The 17,315-nt window shown below is 48.6% G+C and carries 14 protein-coding genes; 6 read left to right on the top strand and 8 right to left on the bottom strand.

Translation table 11 applies throughout. The annotated features are described in order from the left end of the window. Positions 1–39: 39 nt before the first annotated feature. Both BUB18_RS11980 and BUB18_RS11975 read right to left on the bottom strand, forming a co-directional pair. Complete coding sequence (locus BUB18_RS11980; protein WP_178372127.1) at positions 40–624, bottom strand: RNA polymerase sigma factor; 585 nt, start codon at positions 622–624, stop codon at positions 40–42. 841 nt (positions 625–1,465) lie between these two features. Then, on the bottom strand, positions 1,466–2,986 hold the full coding sequence (locus BUB18_RS11975) for a TROVE domain-containing protein (protein ID WP_073081038.1): 1,521 nt from the start codon (positions 2,984–2,986) through the stop codon (positions 1,466–1,468). 108 nt (positions 2,987–3,094) lie between these two features. Here BUB18_RS11975 and BUB18_RS11970 point away from each other — a divergent pair, with 108 nt between their 5' ends. After that, positions 3,095–4,111, top strand: coding sequence for a helix-turn-helix transcriptional regulator (locus BUB18_RS11970; protein ID WP_073081036.1), 1,017 nt, complete (start codon positions 3,095–3,097; stop codon positions 4,109–4,111). A gap of 30 nt (positions 4,112–4,141) precedes the next feature. Then, positions 4,142–5,788, top strand: coding sequence for an acyl-CoA dehydrogenase family protein (locus tag BUB18_RS11965; protein WP_073081034.1), 1,647 nt, complete (start codon positions 4,142–4,144; stop codon positions 5,786–5,788). A gap of 315 nt (positions 5,789–6,103) precedes the next feature. Here BUB18_RS11965 and BUB18_RS11960 read toward each other — a convergent pair whose 3' ends face one another. Together BUB18_RS11960 and lpdA are read right to left on the bottom strand one after the other, a co-directional pair. Then, positions 6,104–6,598 carry a YdeI/OmpD-associated family protein gene (locus BUB18_RS11960; protein ID WP_073081032.1) on the bottom strand — a complete coding sequence of 165 codons (495 nt, stop codon included), beginning with the start codon at positions 6,596–6,598 and terminating at the stop codon, positions 6,104–6,106. Between the two features lie 69 nt (positions 6,599–6,667). After that, entirely contained in the window at positions 6,668–8,068 is a 1,401-nt protein-coding gene (gene lpdA / locus BUB18_RS11955) for a dihydrolipoyl dehydrogenase (RefSeq protein ID WP_073081030.1), read from the bottom strand. Between the two features lie 133 nt (positions 8,069–8,201). Here lpdA and BUB18_RS11950 point away from each other — a divergent pair, with 133 nt between their 5' ends. From BUB18_RS11950 to BUB18_RS11935, 4 genes are all read left to right on the top strand, one after another. Next, positions 8,202–8,459, top strand: a complete 258-nt coding sequence (locus tag BUB18_RS11950) for a hypothetical protein (protein WP_143159917.1) — start codon at positions 8,202–8,204, stop codon at positions 8,457–8,459. 84 nt (positions 8,460–8,543) lie between these two features. Continuing rightward, the gene (locus BUB18_RS11945; RefSeq protein ID WP_073081026.1) at positions 8,544–9,824 is read left to right on the top strand and encodes a hemolysin family protein; all 1,281 of its coding nucleotides are present in this window, start codon (positions 8,544–8,546) and stop codon (positions 9,822–9,824) included. A 132-nt stretch (positions 9,825–9,956) separates the two neighbouring features. Beyond that, complete coding sequence (locus BUB18_RS11940; protein WP_073081024.1) at positions 9,957–11,309, top strand: vanadium-dependent haloperoxidase; 1,353 nt, start codon at positions 9,957–9,959, stop codon at positions 11,307–11,309. Positions 11,310–11,504: 195 nt separating this feature from the next. Next, positions 11,505–13,481 (top strand): KUP/HAK/KT family potassium transporter, encoded by a 1,977-nt coding sequence (locus tag BUB18_RS11935; RefSeq protein ID WP_073081022.1) that lies wholly within the window; start codon positions 11,505–11,507, stop codon positions 13,479–13,481. A 230-nt stretch (positions 13,482–13,711) separates the two neighbouring features. On the opposite strand, the gene BUB18_RS11930 is transcribed toward BUB18_RS11935, so the two are convergent. The 4 genes from BUB18_RS11930 to BUB18_RS11915 all read right to left on the bottom strand — a co-directional run bounded on the left by BUB18_RS11930 (position 13,712) and on the right by BUB18_RS11915 (position 17,224). After that, positions 13,712–13,912, bottom strand: a complete 201-nt coding sequence (locus tag BUB18_RS11930) for a hypothetical protein (RefSeq protein ID WP_073081020.1) — start codon at positions 13,910–13,912, stop codon at positions 13,712–13,714. A gap of 33 nt (positions 13,913–13,945) precedes the next feature. Then, complete coding sequence (locus tag BUB18_RS11925) at positions 13,946–14,275, bottom strand: DUF4870 domain-containing protein (RefSeq protein WP_073081018.1); 330 nt, start codon at positions 14,273–14,275, stop codon at positions 13,946–13,948. A 96-nt stretch (positions 14,276–14,371) separates the two neighbouring features. Then, positions 14,372–14,995 carry a response regulator gene (locus BUB18_RS11920; RefSeq protein ID WP_073081016.1) on the bottom strand — a complete coding sequence of 208 codons (624 nt, stop codon included), beginning with the start codon at positions 14,993–14,995 and terminating at the stop codon, positions 14,372–14,374. A 9-nt stretch (positions 14,996–15,004) separates the two neighbouring features. Continuing rightward, positions 15,005–17,224: an ATP-binding protein gene (locus BUB18_RS11915; protein ID WP_143159916.1), complete on the bottom strand. Its 2,220-nt coding sequence runs from the start codon at positions 17,222–17,224 to the stop codon at positions 15,005–15,007. Positions 17,225–17,315: the final 91 nt, after the last annotated feature.

Here is a 17,315-nt window from a genome sequence, read left to right as displayed (position 1 = left end):
CGGGTAATAAAAAAAGGGGGGGTAGGGAGAGAAAAAATTTTAAAGGCAGGAGAGTAGCAGCAGCACCAGTAAGGTGGTATCGTAGCTAACATGCTTACGGACATACTCCCTCAGGTTATGCATCACCTCCCCCAGATATTCTTTGACGGTGTAACGGGAGATGCCCATCAGCTGCGAGGCTTCCTCATAGGTACGGCCTTCCATTTTGCACAGCTGAAATACCCGCCTTTTCTGCGGAGAAAGCTGACTCACCGCGGCTTCCAGCAGCTCCCACTGCTTTTCCACTTCCAGAAAATCATGGTCCGGCATGGGCTGTAAGCCGGCTGCCTTACTTTTTTCTCTCAGTTGTTTTTTCAGGTGGTTGACGGCCCGGTTGAAGGTAACCGTGAAAAGCCAGGGCCCTAAAGGCCTGGCAGTATCAATATCATGGCGTTTTTCCCAGAGGGTGATAAATGCCTCCTGTATAATGTCTTCTGTTTCGGAAGCGGAATGTAGTAATTGGAAGGTTTTACGGTACAGCGCATGGTGATATTTTTCATACAGCGCTTTAAAAGCTGCCTGATTGCCGGCCTGTAATGCTGCCAGGAGGCCGGTTTCATCGTGGACGTCCGCTACGTTAATCAATAACTGGAATTCAAGGTGATTGTTTTCAAAGTAAATAAAAACTTAGCAATCAACCTGATAGTGTATTGATAAAACCTAATAGTAGATTCAGCTAAAATTGAAATGGAGGGTAAAAATTATAATGAGTGTTTGTTTCTACCTAAAAGAAGTAACTCATTAAAACGACACCTCCATACAGGCGACCGGGCAAGAAATCGCACCAGGACTTTACTGCGGCGTGTTAACATTTACACTAACCCTTTCGGGTGCAAGGAATCCAACCTGCTGTTCCGCCTTGGAACGAAGTAACCCGATACTACGGCACCGGTAGCCTGATAAGGTAAAACGGAAGGGTAATAATAATGATGAGTGTATATGTTCTTAAAGAGAAGTAACCCATCATAACGACACCTTCCGGTATTTTTAGTAAAATTTGCAGTCAGGCAAATAATGTAAAAGGTCCGCAGGCACCATCCTGCGTATGCGGCGGAGTAACCATTTACGACGGCACCGACTGCAAAAAGTATTTTAACGATTGGCCACTGGGCAATAAGTCGCTACAGGTTTCTATTTCCGGTGCTCTACTCCTTGAGCTTCCGCAACAGCGGGCAGGAGTTGCACCTGCTACCTCCGGGGTCACGTCGAAGTATCCCATAACTACGGCACCAATGGCCAGTTCATTCAAAATCATTGTAGGGCAAAAAGGCGTTCCAGGGCTTTTCATTCCGGTACTCTACATTGAGCTACCATGTTTGCACATGAGCAGGACTTGCACCCGCAACCGCCGGATCCCTACGAAGTATCCCGAAACTACGGCACCTGCAATGATCAAAATATTTATAAGGGTCAACAAACCGGACAACTACAAAGCCACTTCACGTATTTTGCTCAATGCATCCTGTCCTTTTTCAAGGGCTTCCAGCACGTCAAATACTTTGTCGCTCCATCCTGCAATCAGATATACATCGTTTTCCAGGATGTTCAGTGGTGCCTGACCATACCCCTGCAAATCGAAGAGGTACAATTTTGCGTCCGGCGCCACTTTTGTTTTATAGTCTGCCCACGCCTGGCGGAAGGAGTCAGCAGTACGATTTGTATTGGAGTTCCACATTTGCAGGTCAGAGAAGAACATCAGCTTATCGGCTTTGTATCCTCGTTTGATCAGATCGCGCAACACCTCGTGTCCGTTAGTGCTGTATCCTACTTCGCCTTCGCGTTGGTAGAATTCTTTCACATTGGACAGGATGTTTTTACCTGGCATGTTGATGACTTTCCACGTATCTCCGAACATACCGGCAATAACGTTGTCGCATTTATGTTGCAACAGCATACCCAGCATCAGTCCTATATCATAGGCCAGTACTTTGCTTTTCGCAGATACCGGCTGCTGCATGGACCCGGAAACGTCGCAGGCGATCACGATTTTGGTGTTACCATCAAAACCTCTCATGTTATGAATGCTTGCCTGCAAGGCTTTTTCCAGCGCTTCTCCGATTTTTGCGGCAGCACCATGAACTGGTAACTCGCGGTAGGCCGCCAGGAAACGGAAGGGCAGTTGTTTTGCACGTTTTACCGCATCCGCATCACTCAACAGGTCACATACCTTTTGTATATGTGCTGCACTGATATCTGCCTGCAACATATTACGCAGGTTACGCATCATGGCCATGTAACCCAGCTGACCACTTTCGATCAACTGTTCCCAGATGGCTTTGAAAGCGAGGTCTTTGGCCAGTGGCGATTCGTATTTATACTGCCCTGCGGCCGACAGCTCAGTTTCCCAGGTATAAGGCACGGCCAGCTCCTGTTTTGCTATTTTATTGAACAGCAACTGCTGCGATTCATCTTTTGCTTTAGGGTGCACCATAAACAGGGCGTCACGCAGGGTGATCGCAGTTTTACGGTCATATTTTGCAAACTGGTATTCGTCAAATTTGTTGAAGGCAACAGACAGTCCTTTCTGCACCTGCTTGCTCAGCTTATGCAGTTGTTTGGTTGCTGTACGGCCATTTGCCAGGGTGTAGTAGGCCAGAAGTTCTGTTATCTCATCTGCGCGCTGTACCACGCGACCTACCATTTTACCTACCAAACCATCACCAGTATGCTGTTTGGCCAGTTCCACCGCCAGTACCATTGGTACACTTCGCAGGTACATTTTTTCACGGGCATATACTGCCAGTCGTGCAATAAATGCAGGATCGGTTTTAGTCATCAGCAAACGGATACGATCCAGTTTCTCTGTGCTGCCTTCGTAGAACTGATCGCTCAGTGAAGCCGTTACCACGGTGCTGTAAAGCTCCATCTCAGGAGTCATGGCATATGCTTTTGCTCCTTCGTGGTTGGTGATTACCGGTTGCTGCTTGCGTTTAAAATTGAATTTCATATCGTTTGTGTTTTACTGTGTGATTGACTGTACAAAGATGCATGCGCATGTGCGCAGTGTTTTTGCGCAGTTAAATTTTTTTTCTATTTTTCCAGAAATTTATTTGAAATGCCGGTCAACAGGAACGCCCTTATACGCTATAAAACGATTGATGCATGCCTCCGAAATCGCCGCCGGCGCTGGACTTTAGCTGATCTTATCGAGAAAGTGTCCGATACCCTTTACGATTATGAAGGCATGGAAAAAGGTATCAGTCGCCGTACCATTCAGGCGGATATACAAATGATGCGCAGTGATAAACTGGGCTATAATGCCCCCATTATCATCGTGGAAAAGAAATACTATATGTATGAGGACCCTGACTACAGCATTACAAATATCCCTTTGAGTGATGCTGACCTCACCCGGATGACAGAGGCCGTGGAAGTGCTCAAGCAGTTCAAAGGCTTTACACACTTCGAACACCTCAACGGGGTGGTGCAGAAACTTGAAGGCCACGTGTATGCGTCTGGCCATGATAAGCAGACGATCATCGATTTTGAAAAAAATGAAAACCTGAAAGGGTTGGAACACCTCAATACTATATATGAAGCTATTGTAAATGGCATGGTACTGGAAATTTCCTATCAGTCCTTTAAGGCACTGGAACCCACACCATTGGACCTCCATGGCTGGTGGCTGAAAGAGTTTAAGAACCGTTGGTTTGTAGTAGGCGCCAAAGGCAGAAATGAAGAGCCTACCACTCTGGCGCTGGATCGCATCGTAGCAGTAAAGGCTAATAAGGAGAAATTATATTACCCTAACGAAAGCGACTATACGCCGCAAACTTATTATCAGCATGTTATAGGCCCCACTGTAATGAAACTCCGCCCAAATCGTGTGCGCATTGCCGTTACAGGTGAACATGTACCTTATGTGGCCACCAAACCACTGCATCCCAGCCAGCGTATTATTGAAATGGCGCAAGACAGAATGATAATAGAATTATTGGTTATAACTAACCTGGAACTGGAACGGGAAATCCTCGGTTTTGGAAATGGTATGGAGGTGCTGGAGCCAGCGCGGTTGCGTAACCGTATTGCGGAGAAAACCAGGAAAGCTGCCGACCTTTACTCAACGGAATAGCTTAATTTTAGCCATCCAAAACAACACCCCATGCAGGAAGCCGATTTCGATTTTTACAGCAGCCATAACCAGCCCCCTGTGCTGGAAGATTATAATTCCTTTACCAGCAACAGGATACTGAAAGATGCAGCGCATGCCTACGGAGCGGACTGGATTCACCCGCAGGCGGTAAAGTTCGGTGCCGCCATGGGCAGCAGTGGGATGCAACAGGCCGGCTTCCTTGCCAATAAGCACACCCCGGTACTTAGAACCCATGATCGCTTTGGTAATCGCCTCGATATAGTAGAGTTTCACCCGGCCTATCATGAGATGATGGACGTTAGCATCAATGCCGGCGTGCATTCCATCGCATGGTCCGCCAATAAATACGGTGGCTACCTCGCTCACAGCGTGCTCTCCTACCTCAAACAACAGATAGACGAAGGTACCAGCTGCCCGCTGACGATGACATTTGCCGTGGTACCGTCGTTACGCATCAACCCTGAAATCGCCGATGCCTGGCTGCCGCTGGCACTGTCTGACAAATATGATCCCCGCCATATTCCCTGGTACGATAAAAACGGGCTCACCTTCGGCATGGCCATGACGGAGCCACAGGGCGGCAGCGATGTACGCACCAATACTACCATTGCCGCACCCGCCGGCGGTGGCATCTATTATTTAACAGGTCGTAAATGGTTCTGCAGCGCTCCCATGAGCGATGCCTTTTTAGTGCTGGCGCAAACCAGCGGAGGGCTCAGCTGCTTCCTCGTGCCCCGGTTTACTCCGGACGGTGTAAAAAACAAGCTGTACTTCCAGCGGCTCAAAGATAAACTGGGCAACAGGTCCAACGCCTCCGGTGAAGTAGAGTTCCATGGTGCCTGGGCCCAGCTGGTAGGAGAGGAAGGGAGAGGAGTGGTAAATATTATGGAGATGGTAAGGCATACCCGGCTCGACTGCGCCGTAGGCTCAGCGGCTACTATGCAACGCGCCCTCGCCGAAGCGGTACACCATTGCAGTTACCGCCAGGCATTTGGGGCCACGCTGCTAAATCAACCCCTGATGCGGAATGTACTGGCCGACCTCGCACTGGAATCCATCGGCGCCACCGTACTCGCTATGCGTATCGCCAAAGGCTTTGATGACGCCCTGCAGGACGAGCAATCTAACCACTTTATTCGTATAGCCACTCCCGTAGCCAAATACTGGAACACGAAGCGCGCTGTACTGGCACTGGCAGAAATTATTGAATGCCTGGGCGGCAACGGTTATGTGGAAGAATCCATCCTGCCGCGACTCTACCGCGACGTGCCGGTAAATGCCATCTGGGAAGGTTCCGGTAATGTGCAGGCCCTGGACGTACTCCGTGCCATGGAAAAAGAGCCGGCATCGCTTACCGCACTGCTCCAATACTTCCAGGCGGAAAAAGGACATCACCCCCTGCTGGATCAACATCTCACTAAAACAGAAAAACTACTCACCAGTAACCCCGGCCCATTACAGGCCAGAGAAGTAGTGACCGCTATCGCACTCGCCATCCAGGCAACGGAGCTGATCCATATCGCAGCGCCAGCGGTAGCAGCACTATTCTGTCAGTCACGGCTTGCCCCCAATAACTCCGCCGGCTGGGGATGCCTGCCCACTGATAACATGGACCTCCTGCTGCAAACCATTGCCTATGCGTTCCAACACCAGTGATAAAACATTATTTTTCATTCATTTAAACCTTTTGTAATTAACCGGTGTTGTTTTAGTAACTATATTTCCAGGCAATCCAAAGTAGCAGCCATCCCCGTATTTTTTATTCACAATCAACTTAATGGTCATACTGGGACCGGCGACCTTGCTATTTTTCGCGTTGCTTGTAGGGAAAAGGATTGGAAGCAACCTCAAAATTTTAAGACACCGTCTGGCTCCCAGCTATGACTATTTTAACGTGTACGTATATACGATATTGCCATAAATAGGAAGAGGGGACGGCCATTGGCCGCCCCCTCTTTCATGAACAATAATTTACTTTTTATTACCAAGGTAAGTTCTGCCTGCTGCCAGGTGATTAATCGCGTCCGCCATGCGCTGAATCCGCGTGTCCGTCACCGTAATCTCCATCAGCCATTGCAGGCATTTTTTCTGTTCAGCCGGTGACATCGTGTTATAAGCCGCCAGCGCCGCCGGCTCATCATGCAGGCAGTCAATAAAATCCTGTGTGGCTACATCCATTATGTTTTCGCCTGCTGCAAACAGGATCAGGTGTACGGTGGCACCGGCCTCCTTCTTGATTTTTTTACGAATAGTGGCATTTACCGGCAACATCATATGGCTGCCTTTTACCGGCATCAGGTTACATACCGGTAGCTCATGGCCGTCAATGGTACCACGTACTTTGCGCATGCCAAAGTGCTGGCGTGGGTCCTTAGGGATTTCCGGTAAGGAAATGTAAGTCCAGCCGCCCTTTACTTCCCAGCGTTCCAACAATTTTTTCTTATCAATCAAGGCCTTCTCTGTCATAAAATAATAACTCCTGCCGTAAAAGTAATTACTGCAGGAGTTATAAAAAAGAGAAGGATGTTTTCACACCTAAATATTGATGGCTCCCCTGCCGGTGGCAGCGAGGTAAGCATCTTTCATTGTTTCGGAGAAAGTAGGATGCGCATAGGAGATCTTGCCCAGTTCAGCACCGGTCAGTTCAAATTCCTGTGCCATTACGCCCTGGGCAATGATGTCTGCCGCGCGGGCACCAATGATATGTACGCCCAGCACTTCCCCATATTTCGGATCCACGAGCACTTTGGAAAATCCATCCAGGTCGTCCGAAGCTCTTGCGCGACCACTGGCAAGGAAAGGAAATTTCCCTTTATTGTAAGGGATGCCGGCTTCTTTTAGTTGCTCTTCGGTATAACCTACGGCAGCTACTTCCGGCCAGGTGTACACTACGTTAGGAATGCGCAGGTAGTCGATTTTATGCGTGTGTCCCTGGATGTTATCGAGGATGGCGATGGCTTCATCTTCTGCTTTGTGCGCCAGCATGGCGCCACGGATCACATCCCCGAGTGCATAGATATTTTCTTCGCCGGTGCGCAGCTTGTCGTCCACTTCTACGCGGCCTTTGTTATCCAGCTTTACTTTTACGTTTTCCAGTCCCAGCCCTTCGGTATATGGTCGGCGGCCAACGGCCATCAGACAGTAATCGGCGGCAATGGTCTGCTCTTTACCCGCTGTATCCAGGTATTTCAGCGATACGCTGTTGCCATCGGTAGTCACCGTCTGCACTTTACAGCTGGTACGGATGTCAATGCCCTGTTTGGTCAGTACTTTCTGCAATTCTTTACCTAACTCCTTATCCATAGTAGGTATCAGGCTGTCAGCATATTCCACCACCGTTACCTGTGTACCTATGCGGCTATACGCGGAGGCCATTTCCACGCCTATCACGCCTCCGCCTACTATCACCATGGCTTTTGGCTGTTCGGAGAGATATAAAGCTTCCGTGGAAGTGATGATACGTTTTTTGTCGATTGTGATTCCCGGCAACGTAGCGGGTTTAGAGCCGGTAGCGATAATGAAGTATTTGGAAGTAACCGTCTTTTCTTCCTTGCCACTTATTTTGATGGTGGTGTTATTGACGAAGCTGCCTTTCCCGGTGAAAACAGTGATCTTATTTTTTTTCATCAGGTAGGTGAGGCCTTCGGTATTGGATTTCACTACCTCGCGGTTACGGTTTACCATTTTAGCGAAATCCACTTTAATGTTGTCGGCAAAAATGCCCTGCTTAGGTCCCTTGTGAAGAATGGCGTAATAACTTTCACTACTGTCGAGCATAGCCTTGGAGGGAATACAGCCTACATTGGTACAGGTACCGCCCAGCACGTCGTATTTTTCAACGATAGCTGTTTTGTAACCCAGCTGTGCGGCGCGTATAGCGGCAACGTAACCTCCGGGTCCGGAGCCGATAACGACCATGTCAAAATCTTTTTCCATAATAAATATTAATAATTGGTGAAGACAGACTTTTAATCAGGTAAACGAACAGAAGAGCATGGTTGTTTGTGCCAGCCAACCCTTTTTTCGTTTTCCTGGTACGGGTGTTGTGTCAGGTTTCCTAAAAATCAAAATGGAAATTACTGATATTACCGTATACATCGACAATAAACCTTACAGTTTTCACGTAAAAGTGGATCATAAGGCCAACAGCACTACTTATCAGGTGGATCCCGTGGCAGATGCGGACCCGGTACCGGATTTCATTCCCGAACACCTGGAGTTTAATGAAAATGGGGAAGTAACGCTGAAACAACGTTTAAAAACGGTGGAACAGGAGCAACTGGCCCGGCTGGTGTGGCAAAATATCCTGGACAAAACAAAGCCATAGCGGGTATTCATCTCCCCAAACCCTTTATTACAAGCTAAACAATAGGTTGCACTGGTTGTTAGTGCAATCAGAACCCGATTGCATATGATTTCCATCCTGATCATCCTCATCCTGATTGCTTTCAATTTTTATTTTTCTATGGCAGAGATAGGATTGATTTCTATCGACAAATCCATCTTACAGCAACAGGTCGACAAAGGCAATAAAAAAGCAGCGCGCGTGCTGGAACTGATAAGTGACCCTGACGAGTTTCTAAGCGCCGTGCAGGTAGGCATTACATTGGTAGGTATCCTCGAAGGGCTCTATGGGGGCGATCTGATGGCAGCCATGCTGGAACCACGCTTCATTGCCTGGGGGATGCACACTTCCTGGGCGCATCTGACGGCACTGGTGATAGGGGTAGGATCTATTACCTATCTGACAATCGTGATCGGGGAGCTCATCCCGAAAACCCTTGCCCTGCTGGATCCGCTGAAAGTATCTTTTCTTATTACCCCCTCTATGATCATCTTCTCTAAAATAACTTATCCCTTTATTAAACTACTCACGGCCAGCACTAAATTTATCCTGGGCCTGTTTAACATCAATACGATCCGGGAAGAAAAAATTACGGAGAACGACTTACGCGGCATGCTCACCGCCGCCTACAAACAAGGGGTTATTGACAAGGGGGAATTTATTCTCCATAAAAACCTGTTTACCACTTACGACCTCAAGGCGGAAAATATTATGACACCCGCCACTATGATTACAGCGGTGCGAACCAATATGTCGAGAGCGGAAATAACGGATGTGATCAAAAGCAGTATTCACCGCACTTTTCCCGTAATAAATGCCGAAAAGGAAATGTTGGGAGCCCTGGGAGTGAAAGAGTTTTTTCTGTACCCCGACAAACAGGTGCAGGAAATGGTGCAACCGGTTTCTTTCCTCTCTGTAAACCAGGAGGTGTACGATATTTTTCAGCAGATGAAAAATGAAAATACCAACATGGGTATTGTGATTGATGAATACGGCGCGCTGGAAGGCATGATATCCTACCATGATATTGTTTCGGGCCTTATGGGCGGGAGCCTGCCAGGCTATAATATTTCCGAACGGTTCCTGAAAAAACTGCCGGAGGGCAGCTGGCAAACCTACGGCTATACGAAGTTGAGTTATATCCGGGAAACCCTTGGTTACGACTGGTTACACGAATATGAAAGGGAAGATAATACAGTGGCAGGGTTGATCATCGATAAGCTGAAACATATACCTGCGGTGGGAGAGAAGATTATCCTGAACAAGGTGAGTTTTGAGGTGACTAAAATGGACCATCATCGTATCGACGAGGTGGTGATTCGTGTGCTGCCTGATCCATCGGCATAATTTATTTTTATTTTAGGGAGACATTTTTTTCGCTACGCCAATTGGCTGCGTAGTGGGTTACTATTTTTGTATTCCAAAATAACCATATCTACTTTCTGACCCTGTATTTTGTAACCTACTAAAAGAAAAAGAATGAGATCTAATTGTTTGTTGGCCCGTTTCACGGGACTATTCCTTGTTTTTGTACTGTATGCCTGTAAAAAGCAGGATGCCTCACTACAGCAGGTTCCCAGTCCTGCGGTGGCTGCCGTTCAGGTGGAAACAGTTAATGGAGAAGTAAATGTACCGTTGTCGTGGTACACCCTGGAATTAAAGCTGATCAGGGAAACGCCGGGGTTTAGCCCGCCGGTATCCGCCAGGGCCATTGCCTACACGGGTATTGCATTGCACGAGGCCGTGGTGGGCCGTAGTGCAAATGCGCAAACTTTGGGCGGGCAGCTAAACGGTTTACCGCCATTGCCGCCGCCATCAAAGTATAAGCAATACAATTGGGCGATTGCTGCCAACAGTGCGCTGGCTTATATCATTAAGCAGTTGTTCCCGAATGTGAGTGCGGCAAATCTGCAGCTCATCAATCAGTTGGACAGTACCAACAAAGTAACCTATGCCAACAATTGCAGTGCGGATGTTATGGCCCGTTCCGTGGCGTATGGCGAGCAGGTAGCTACGCTTATTTACCAGTGGTCTCTCACGGATGGTGGTAAAGACGGTTACCTGAACAATTTCCCGGCGGATTATATTCCACCTGCCGGCCCTGGCCTGTGGGTGCCTACACCGCCTGCCTTTCAGCGTGCCATGCTACCTTACTGGGGCAATAACCGTACTATGCTGAAGCCTCACTGGACGGATGCGGTGGCTTATCCTCCGGTAGCTTATTCTACTGATACGGCCAGCAATTTTTACAAGGCAGCCAGGCTGGTATACCAGAAAGGAGTGGCTGGCACGCCGGCAGAAAAAAACATTGCGCTGTACTGGGCAGATGGTGCGGGTACCTTTACACCTCCGGGGCACCTGATTGCCATTGCCACACAGCTGATCGGGGATAATCAGCTCAGCCTCAGCGCCGCCGCTAACCTGCTGGCGCAGGTAGGCATCAGCCTGAATGATGGCGGTATCAAATGCTGGAAGTACAAATTCCATTACAATGTGCTGCGACCAGTAACGTATATACGTAGTCAGATCGACAGTACATGGTCGCCCCTGATCGGCACACCGCCATTCCCCAGCTATACCTCCGGGCATGCCACCTTTACCAGTGCCGCCGGCAATGTGATGGCCGCAAAATTCGGCAGCAGTTACGCTTTCACCGACCAGCAGAAGGTGCCGGAAGGCTTTGCCCCACGCTCTTTCAGTAACTTTAACCAAATGATAGATGAAGCCAGCATTTCAAGAGTGTATGGTGGTATTCACTATGATTTTGACAGCGAGTTCGGCAAGGTAACGGGAAAACAGGTGTCGGACCGGGTGGTGTTGCTGAAGTACTGATGTGGTTTTTAGCCCGTTTTGGCAAAGAGAAACTTGTACGGTAACAGTTGTTGAAGTACTGATGTAATTTTTAAACTCCCATGCCGGGGTCGGTCACGTGGCTGATCCCGGCATGGCACTGCCGCCACTGCTCAACAATTAACGCACCCGATTGTAATTATCGTGGCATCTTTGTATTCGGAATACCACAATTACATGGGTACACAACACCATAAATCAGTAACGGCAGCAGGATTGCTGATTGCATTAGGCATCATTTACGGCGACATCGGAACGTCCCCGCTGTATGTGCTCAATGCCATCCTGAAAGGTAAGATGGTAACGGAAACGGTAGTACTGGGATCTTTATCACTGGTGATCTGGACGCTTACGCTGCAAACGACCATCAAATATGTAGTACTTACGCTGAAGGCGGACAACAGGGGAGAAGGCGGCATCTTTTCCCTGTACACCCTTGTGCGCCGCCGCCGCAAATGGCTGGTATTTCCTGCAATGATAGGCGGAGCTTCACTGCTGGCTGATGGGATGATTACCCCTCCTATGTCTGTAACCTCTGCCATAGAAGGGTTAAGAGGTATTAATAACATCGGGGAGATCTCCGATGGCACCATTGTCATCATCGTGCTGAGCATATTATCCGTACTGTTTTTATTGCAGCAATTTGGCACCCACTCCATTGGTCGTTTATTCGGCCCTGTTATGACCCTCTGGTTCCTGATGCTGGGCACGCTCGGCGTGATGAACCTGCTGCATTACCCGGTCATTTTCAAGGCCTTTAATCCCTATTACGGGCTGCACCTGCTGTTTACCTATCCGCAGGGTTTCTGGATTCTGGGAGGGGTGTTTCTGTGTACCACAGGGGCAGAAGCATTGTATTCCGACCTGGGCCACTGCGGCCGGGGGAATATCCGCGTGTCGTGGGTAATGGTGAAAACCTGCCTGATTCTCAACTACCTTGGGCAGGGCGCCTGGCTGCTGGTAAACATGAACCAGCAAACGGTAACGGATGAACTGATCCGAACAGGTTTTAACCCGTTTTATGCCATCATGCCGGACTGGTTTCTGCTCATAGGCATTATCATTGCTACCAGCGCAGCCATTATTGCCAGTCAGGCACTGGTGAGCGGCTCCTTTACGCTCATCGGTGAGGCAATGCGACTGGGATTATGGCCACGCATGAAAGTAAACTACCCCACCACGCAAAAAGGACAGTTATTTTTGCCAGGGATCAACGTATTACTCTATCTCGGTTGCTGCGGGATTGTGTTGTATTTCAGGAAATCCACCAACATGGAAGCCGCGTACGGACTTGCCATTACACTCTGTATGCTGGCCACCACGGTGTTGTTTGCCAATTACCTGGTGATCAAACGCGTGAAGCCGGCATGGATCTACCTGTTCCTGGCCATTTACCTTGCTATTGAAGGCAGCTTCCTGTTTGCTAACCTCGTGAAATTTGCACACGGTGGCTACGTAGCGTTAATTGTAGCTGGTGGCCTCTTCTGGATAATGTATGTATGCTATAAAGCCAGACGCATTAAAAACAGGCTGGCCGAATTTGTAAAGCTGGAACCATATGTGCCCATGCTGCGGGAACTCAGCAATGATGCGGCGGTGCCTAAAACCAGTACACACCTCGTATTCTTAACCGCCGCCGATTCACCAGGCGAAATCGATAACAAGATCATTTATTCGATCTTCCGGCGACAACCCAAGCGGGCAGACATCTACTGGTTCGTACATGTGCAAACGTTAGATGACCCTTACACCACGGAATATGAAGTAACGCACTACCTGCCCAACGAAATTATAAGAATCGATTTTAAACTGGGATTCCGCGTGCAGCCACGTATAGACCTGTTCTTCCGGACAGCGCTGCAGGACCTGGTGGCCCGCCGCGAAGTAACCATCACCAGCCGCTACGAAAGCCTGGAAAAACGTCACGTCATCGGCGACTTCACCTTCGTGGTGATGGAAGCATATCTAAACCAGGGGCATCAGCTTTCCTTCTTCGAACGCTGGATCATGGAATTCTATTTCTGGCTGAAAGATTATACCCTTTCAGAGGAAAAAGGATTTGGCCTGGACGCCAGCAGCGTGCGCGTAGAGCTGTACCCGTTATTCCTGAATACGTCCAGTAATATTAAACTTAAGCGAATCGCTCCACGATAAGGTGTACTTCCTGGCTGACTAAACAGGAAGATGAAGGTGCTGAGGACCGCGTAAACACACGCTGGTCCTATCACCTACCTGGGAACGGCTACACGTTTTTGTCAGCCTCATATACTACGATGGAAAATTGAAACTCCAATCAGGTGGAAAGCCATCATCCGGCCCCGCAAGCCGGCGAAATCATACAAAAAGTCCGGCTACCTTTGGCAGCCGGACTTTTATCCTATATACTATTTCGTTGCTTCTTCTGAACTTTTACTGCTCATGATATACAAAACAGCACCTATTACAATCAGGCCTATTTTAATGGCCCACGCCGTGGGTTCGCCCCATTGATATATCCAGATCAGGACCTTGGGCACGTGGTTAAAGAAACCAGCTACAATGGATAAAAGGCCTACGATTACTAAAAATGATCCGATTCTTTGCATAGTGTAAGGTTTTCGTGGTTAATCAGAAATGGGTTAAGAATTGAGGAAGCTGAATTTGCCTTCGAAAATAGGACCCGCTACCGGCACTGGTTTCATTTGTCCGTTATAGGCATTGATGATCCCCATAATCCAGAGAATCAGTATCGCTATATTAGCGTAAACTACTACTGATAAAGCCGGCACCAGGCTCACCACCACGTTGATGGCTACACCGAGTAAGATGCTGATAATCGCAATGCCTAATGCCTGCTTTAGATGGTAGCTTACAAAATGATCTTTAGGCTTATCCTTATACTGAAAATATGCAATGAGCCATCCGATGATGGAGAGGTAAGAAATGATGGCCAAGGTTTTTCTGTCCATGCTGTTTTTTTTAGTTTGTTAAAATTTGATTTAACAAAGCTACGGCCGATGGCCAGGGGTTTTTCTCCCTGAAAACAGCTATTTTATTGCGATATATTACAGCAAACCGTATTGTGTAGCCAGTTTGATCACCGCCGTCATAGTGGTAACGTCAAATTTTTCAATGAGATTTTTACGGTGACTCTCTACTGTATGCGTACTGATAAACAGTTGCTCCGCAATCTGCGCGGTAGTGAGTCCTTTACTCACCAGCCCCATAATTTCTTTTTCGCGACGCGTGATTTTAGGAATATCTGTTAGTTCTCCTTCCTGTACCTGGCTCACAATTTCCCGAGCGGCATTACAGAGGTAAGTATCCCCTTTCAATGCAGCGTTGATCGCCATGATGATTTCTTCTCCCACGGAGTTTTTCAGCACGTAGCCATTGGCACCACTGTTGAGGATATTTTTGATCACAGGTCGTTCGTTGTGCACGCTCAGTGCAATAATCCGCACGTCTTTATCGTACTTGCGTACCTGTTTGCATAAGTCGATACCGTTGATGTCGGGCAGGTTAATGTCCAGCAGTACTACATCCGGTTCCAGCGTGTTGATGGCTTCCAGGCCGGCAGCGCCGTTGCTGAAACAGCCGGCTACGGTGAGTTCTTCCCGGGTGGCGAGCAGATTTTTAAGTCCTTCCATTACAATTGGATGGTCGTCTATCAATATTACTTTTATCATAAGGCGTTTTTAGTTTACAGCACATTCCACAGTAAAAGAGGCACCGGTGCCAGGGGAAGAAGTTACTTCCAGGGTGCCTTGCAGCATTTCGGTGCGGGATTGGATGTTTGCCAGCCCGGCGCCTTTCAGGGCAGCCATTTCCGACTGGTCAAAACCTTTGCCATCATCTTCTACTGTCAGGAAGATGCGGTGGTCACTTTGTTGTAATTGCACGAGTATTTGTGTGGCACCGGCGTGTTTAACGGCGTTATTCACCAGCTCCTGCATAATGCGGTACAGCGTCACCTGCCGGCCGTGATTCATTTCATTACGATAATGGTAAACCTGGCAGGTAACGGGCACGCCTGATTTTTTCAGTCCGTTGCAATACTCGCGGGTGGCCTCTCCCAGGCCATAGGTCAGCAGTACTTCCGGCATCATACTACGTGCAATTCGGCGCAGTTCGTCCACTGCATTGTCGAGGTGGCGGAGCGTTTTATGTACTATTTTTTGTTGGGGAGATGTTGTTTCAGGCGCATTCAGTGCCGATAATTCAATTTTAACACCCGACAGCAGGCCGCCCAACCCATCGTGTAAATCGCGGGCGAGGCGGGTACGTTCCTGCTCTTGTCCTTCCAGCATGGCAGATAACATGGAGATACGGTGTTCCTGTTTGATTTTATCCAGCTCCATATTGTGGAGCTGTTGCTTTTGCCGGAGTGCTTTGGAGCGCTGTTTAAAGGCGAAGTACAGGAATGCTGCCGCCAGGAATAGTGCAATGGTCAGCACCGAATAAATTTTATTCAGCTTGCGGTTATACGTAAATCGCTCGCTCATTACTTTCAGTTCCTGCTCCCGTTGTGATGTTTTGTAATTAGCGGTGCTGAGTGCCTGTTGCTTTAGTTCTGTTTCATATTTGGCGTTGAGGAGGGCTTTTTCCTGCAGGCTGGCCGCGTATTTGGCGGCCAGCAGGGCCTGGTCTTTTTGTCCGGAAATGTAGCGGGCCTGTATCAGATCTTTGTTGCGCTGCTCCGCAATGAGGCGCATTTGCAGCAGGTCTTTTTCTTTTCTGGCCATTTCATACTTTGCTTCCAGGTCTTTGGCTTTGTTCATTTTTTCCACGTCAAACAGTTCCTGGTACAGGGTCATGTATTGTTTGTAGTTGTGGAGGGCCTGGGCAGTATCTTTCAGCTGTTCGTAGCATTCGGCGAGGCCCAGGTGCGACTGCGACAAATTATATTTATCAAACAGCGGATCTTTGGCGCTAACGAGGATGGCGCCATTGAGGTAGTTAACAGCCGATTGATAATCCCCGCGTCTGGCGGCTTCGGAGGCCAGCTCGTTGTATACGCCGGCTTCCACCGCAAACTGTTTGGTGAGCTTACCTTCCTGCAGGGCGATGTTGTTGTAATAGTCCACACTGTCCTTGTTGGCAGCGGTGGCGGGCATATTTTCCCGGAAAATATTGGCGATGCCGATGGCCGAAAAAGGAATATTGCTGGGTGTTACCAGTCGCTCCCGGTTGGCCCTGGCCAGGTGGAGCGACTTCCGCATATAAAACAGTGCGGAGTCCAGCGCCTCTTTTCTTTCGGTATTTTCGCGGTACAGGTTAATGAAGTAGCCTCCTCTTTCCTGGTTGGCACTGATGAGTTTTTCCAGGATGTGCAGCTGGTTGGCGGCATTGAGAGAGAGGCGCGTATATTTTTCAACGTTTACGAGGTCGTACCATTTGAAGTAAACCCCGGCAATTTCTGAGTATACTGCCTGTATGTAGGTAAGGCCGCCGGGGGCCTTTTCCAGTACTTCCAGTGCCTCCTGGAGCGTTTTAATGGCGTCTGTTTCCTGTCGTGACCGCACCTGTAGCCAGCCTTTCATATACAGCACATAGCCTTTCATCAGCTTACTGTTAGAATGCCTGATGTAATAGGTGGCGCTGTCAAAATGTTTATAGGCGGCTTCAGTATCCCCGCTGATGAAGTAGGAGGCGGCCATCATGCCGTAGGTGTGGGCCCTGTAGCTGCCGTCTTTCATGGGCGCAGCCAGTTGTATGGATTCCCGGAGGATGTCCAGGCCTTCTTTCCAGCCGGTATTAAAAAATACGACCTGCCCCAGCCGGTCAGTAGCGTCGATGCGCATTTCCAGCGGGAGGTCCTTTCGGACAATAATATTCCTGAGCGAATCGGCCAGCAGCTGGGCCCGGGCACAAACCGTTGCTGTCAGGAAGGTGATGGTAAGTATTATTCGGTACAAAATATCTCGGTGTTGATCAGTTATCTGCAAAATTACTATTGTATAGGAATTAAAAATGGCTGATTTCAGGGATATCGCCAACCTGCCCTGC

The sequence above is a fragment of the Chitinophaga jiangningensis genome, assembly GCF_900142605.1.
Lineage (GTDB): Bacteria > Bacteroidota > Bacteroidia > Chitinophagales > Chitinophagaceae > Chitinophaga > Chitinophaga jiangningensis.
Note: the sequence above shows the minus strand (reverse complement) of the source record. Positions and strands in the feature narration are given on the sequence as shown.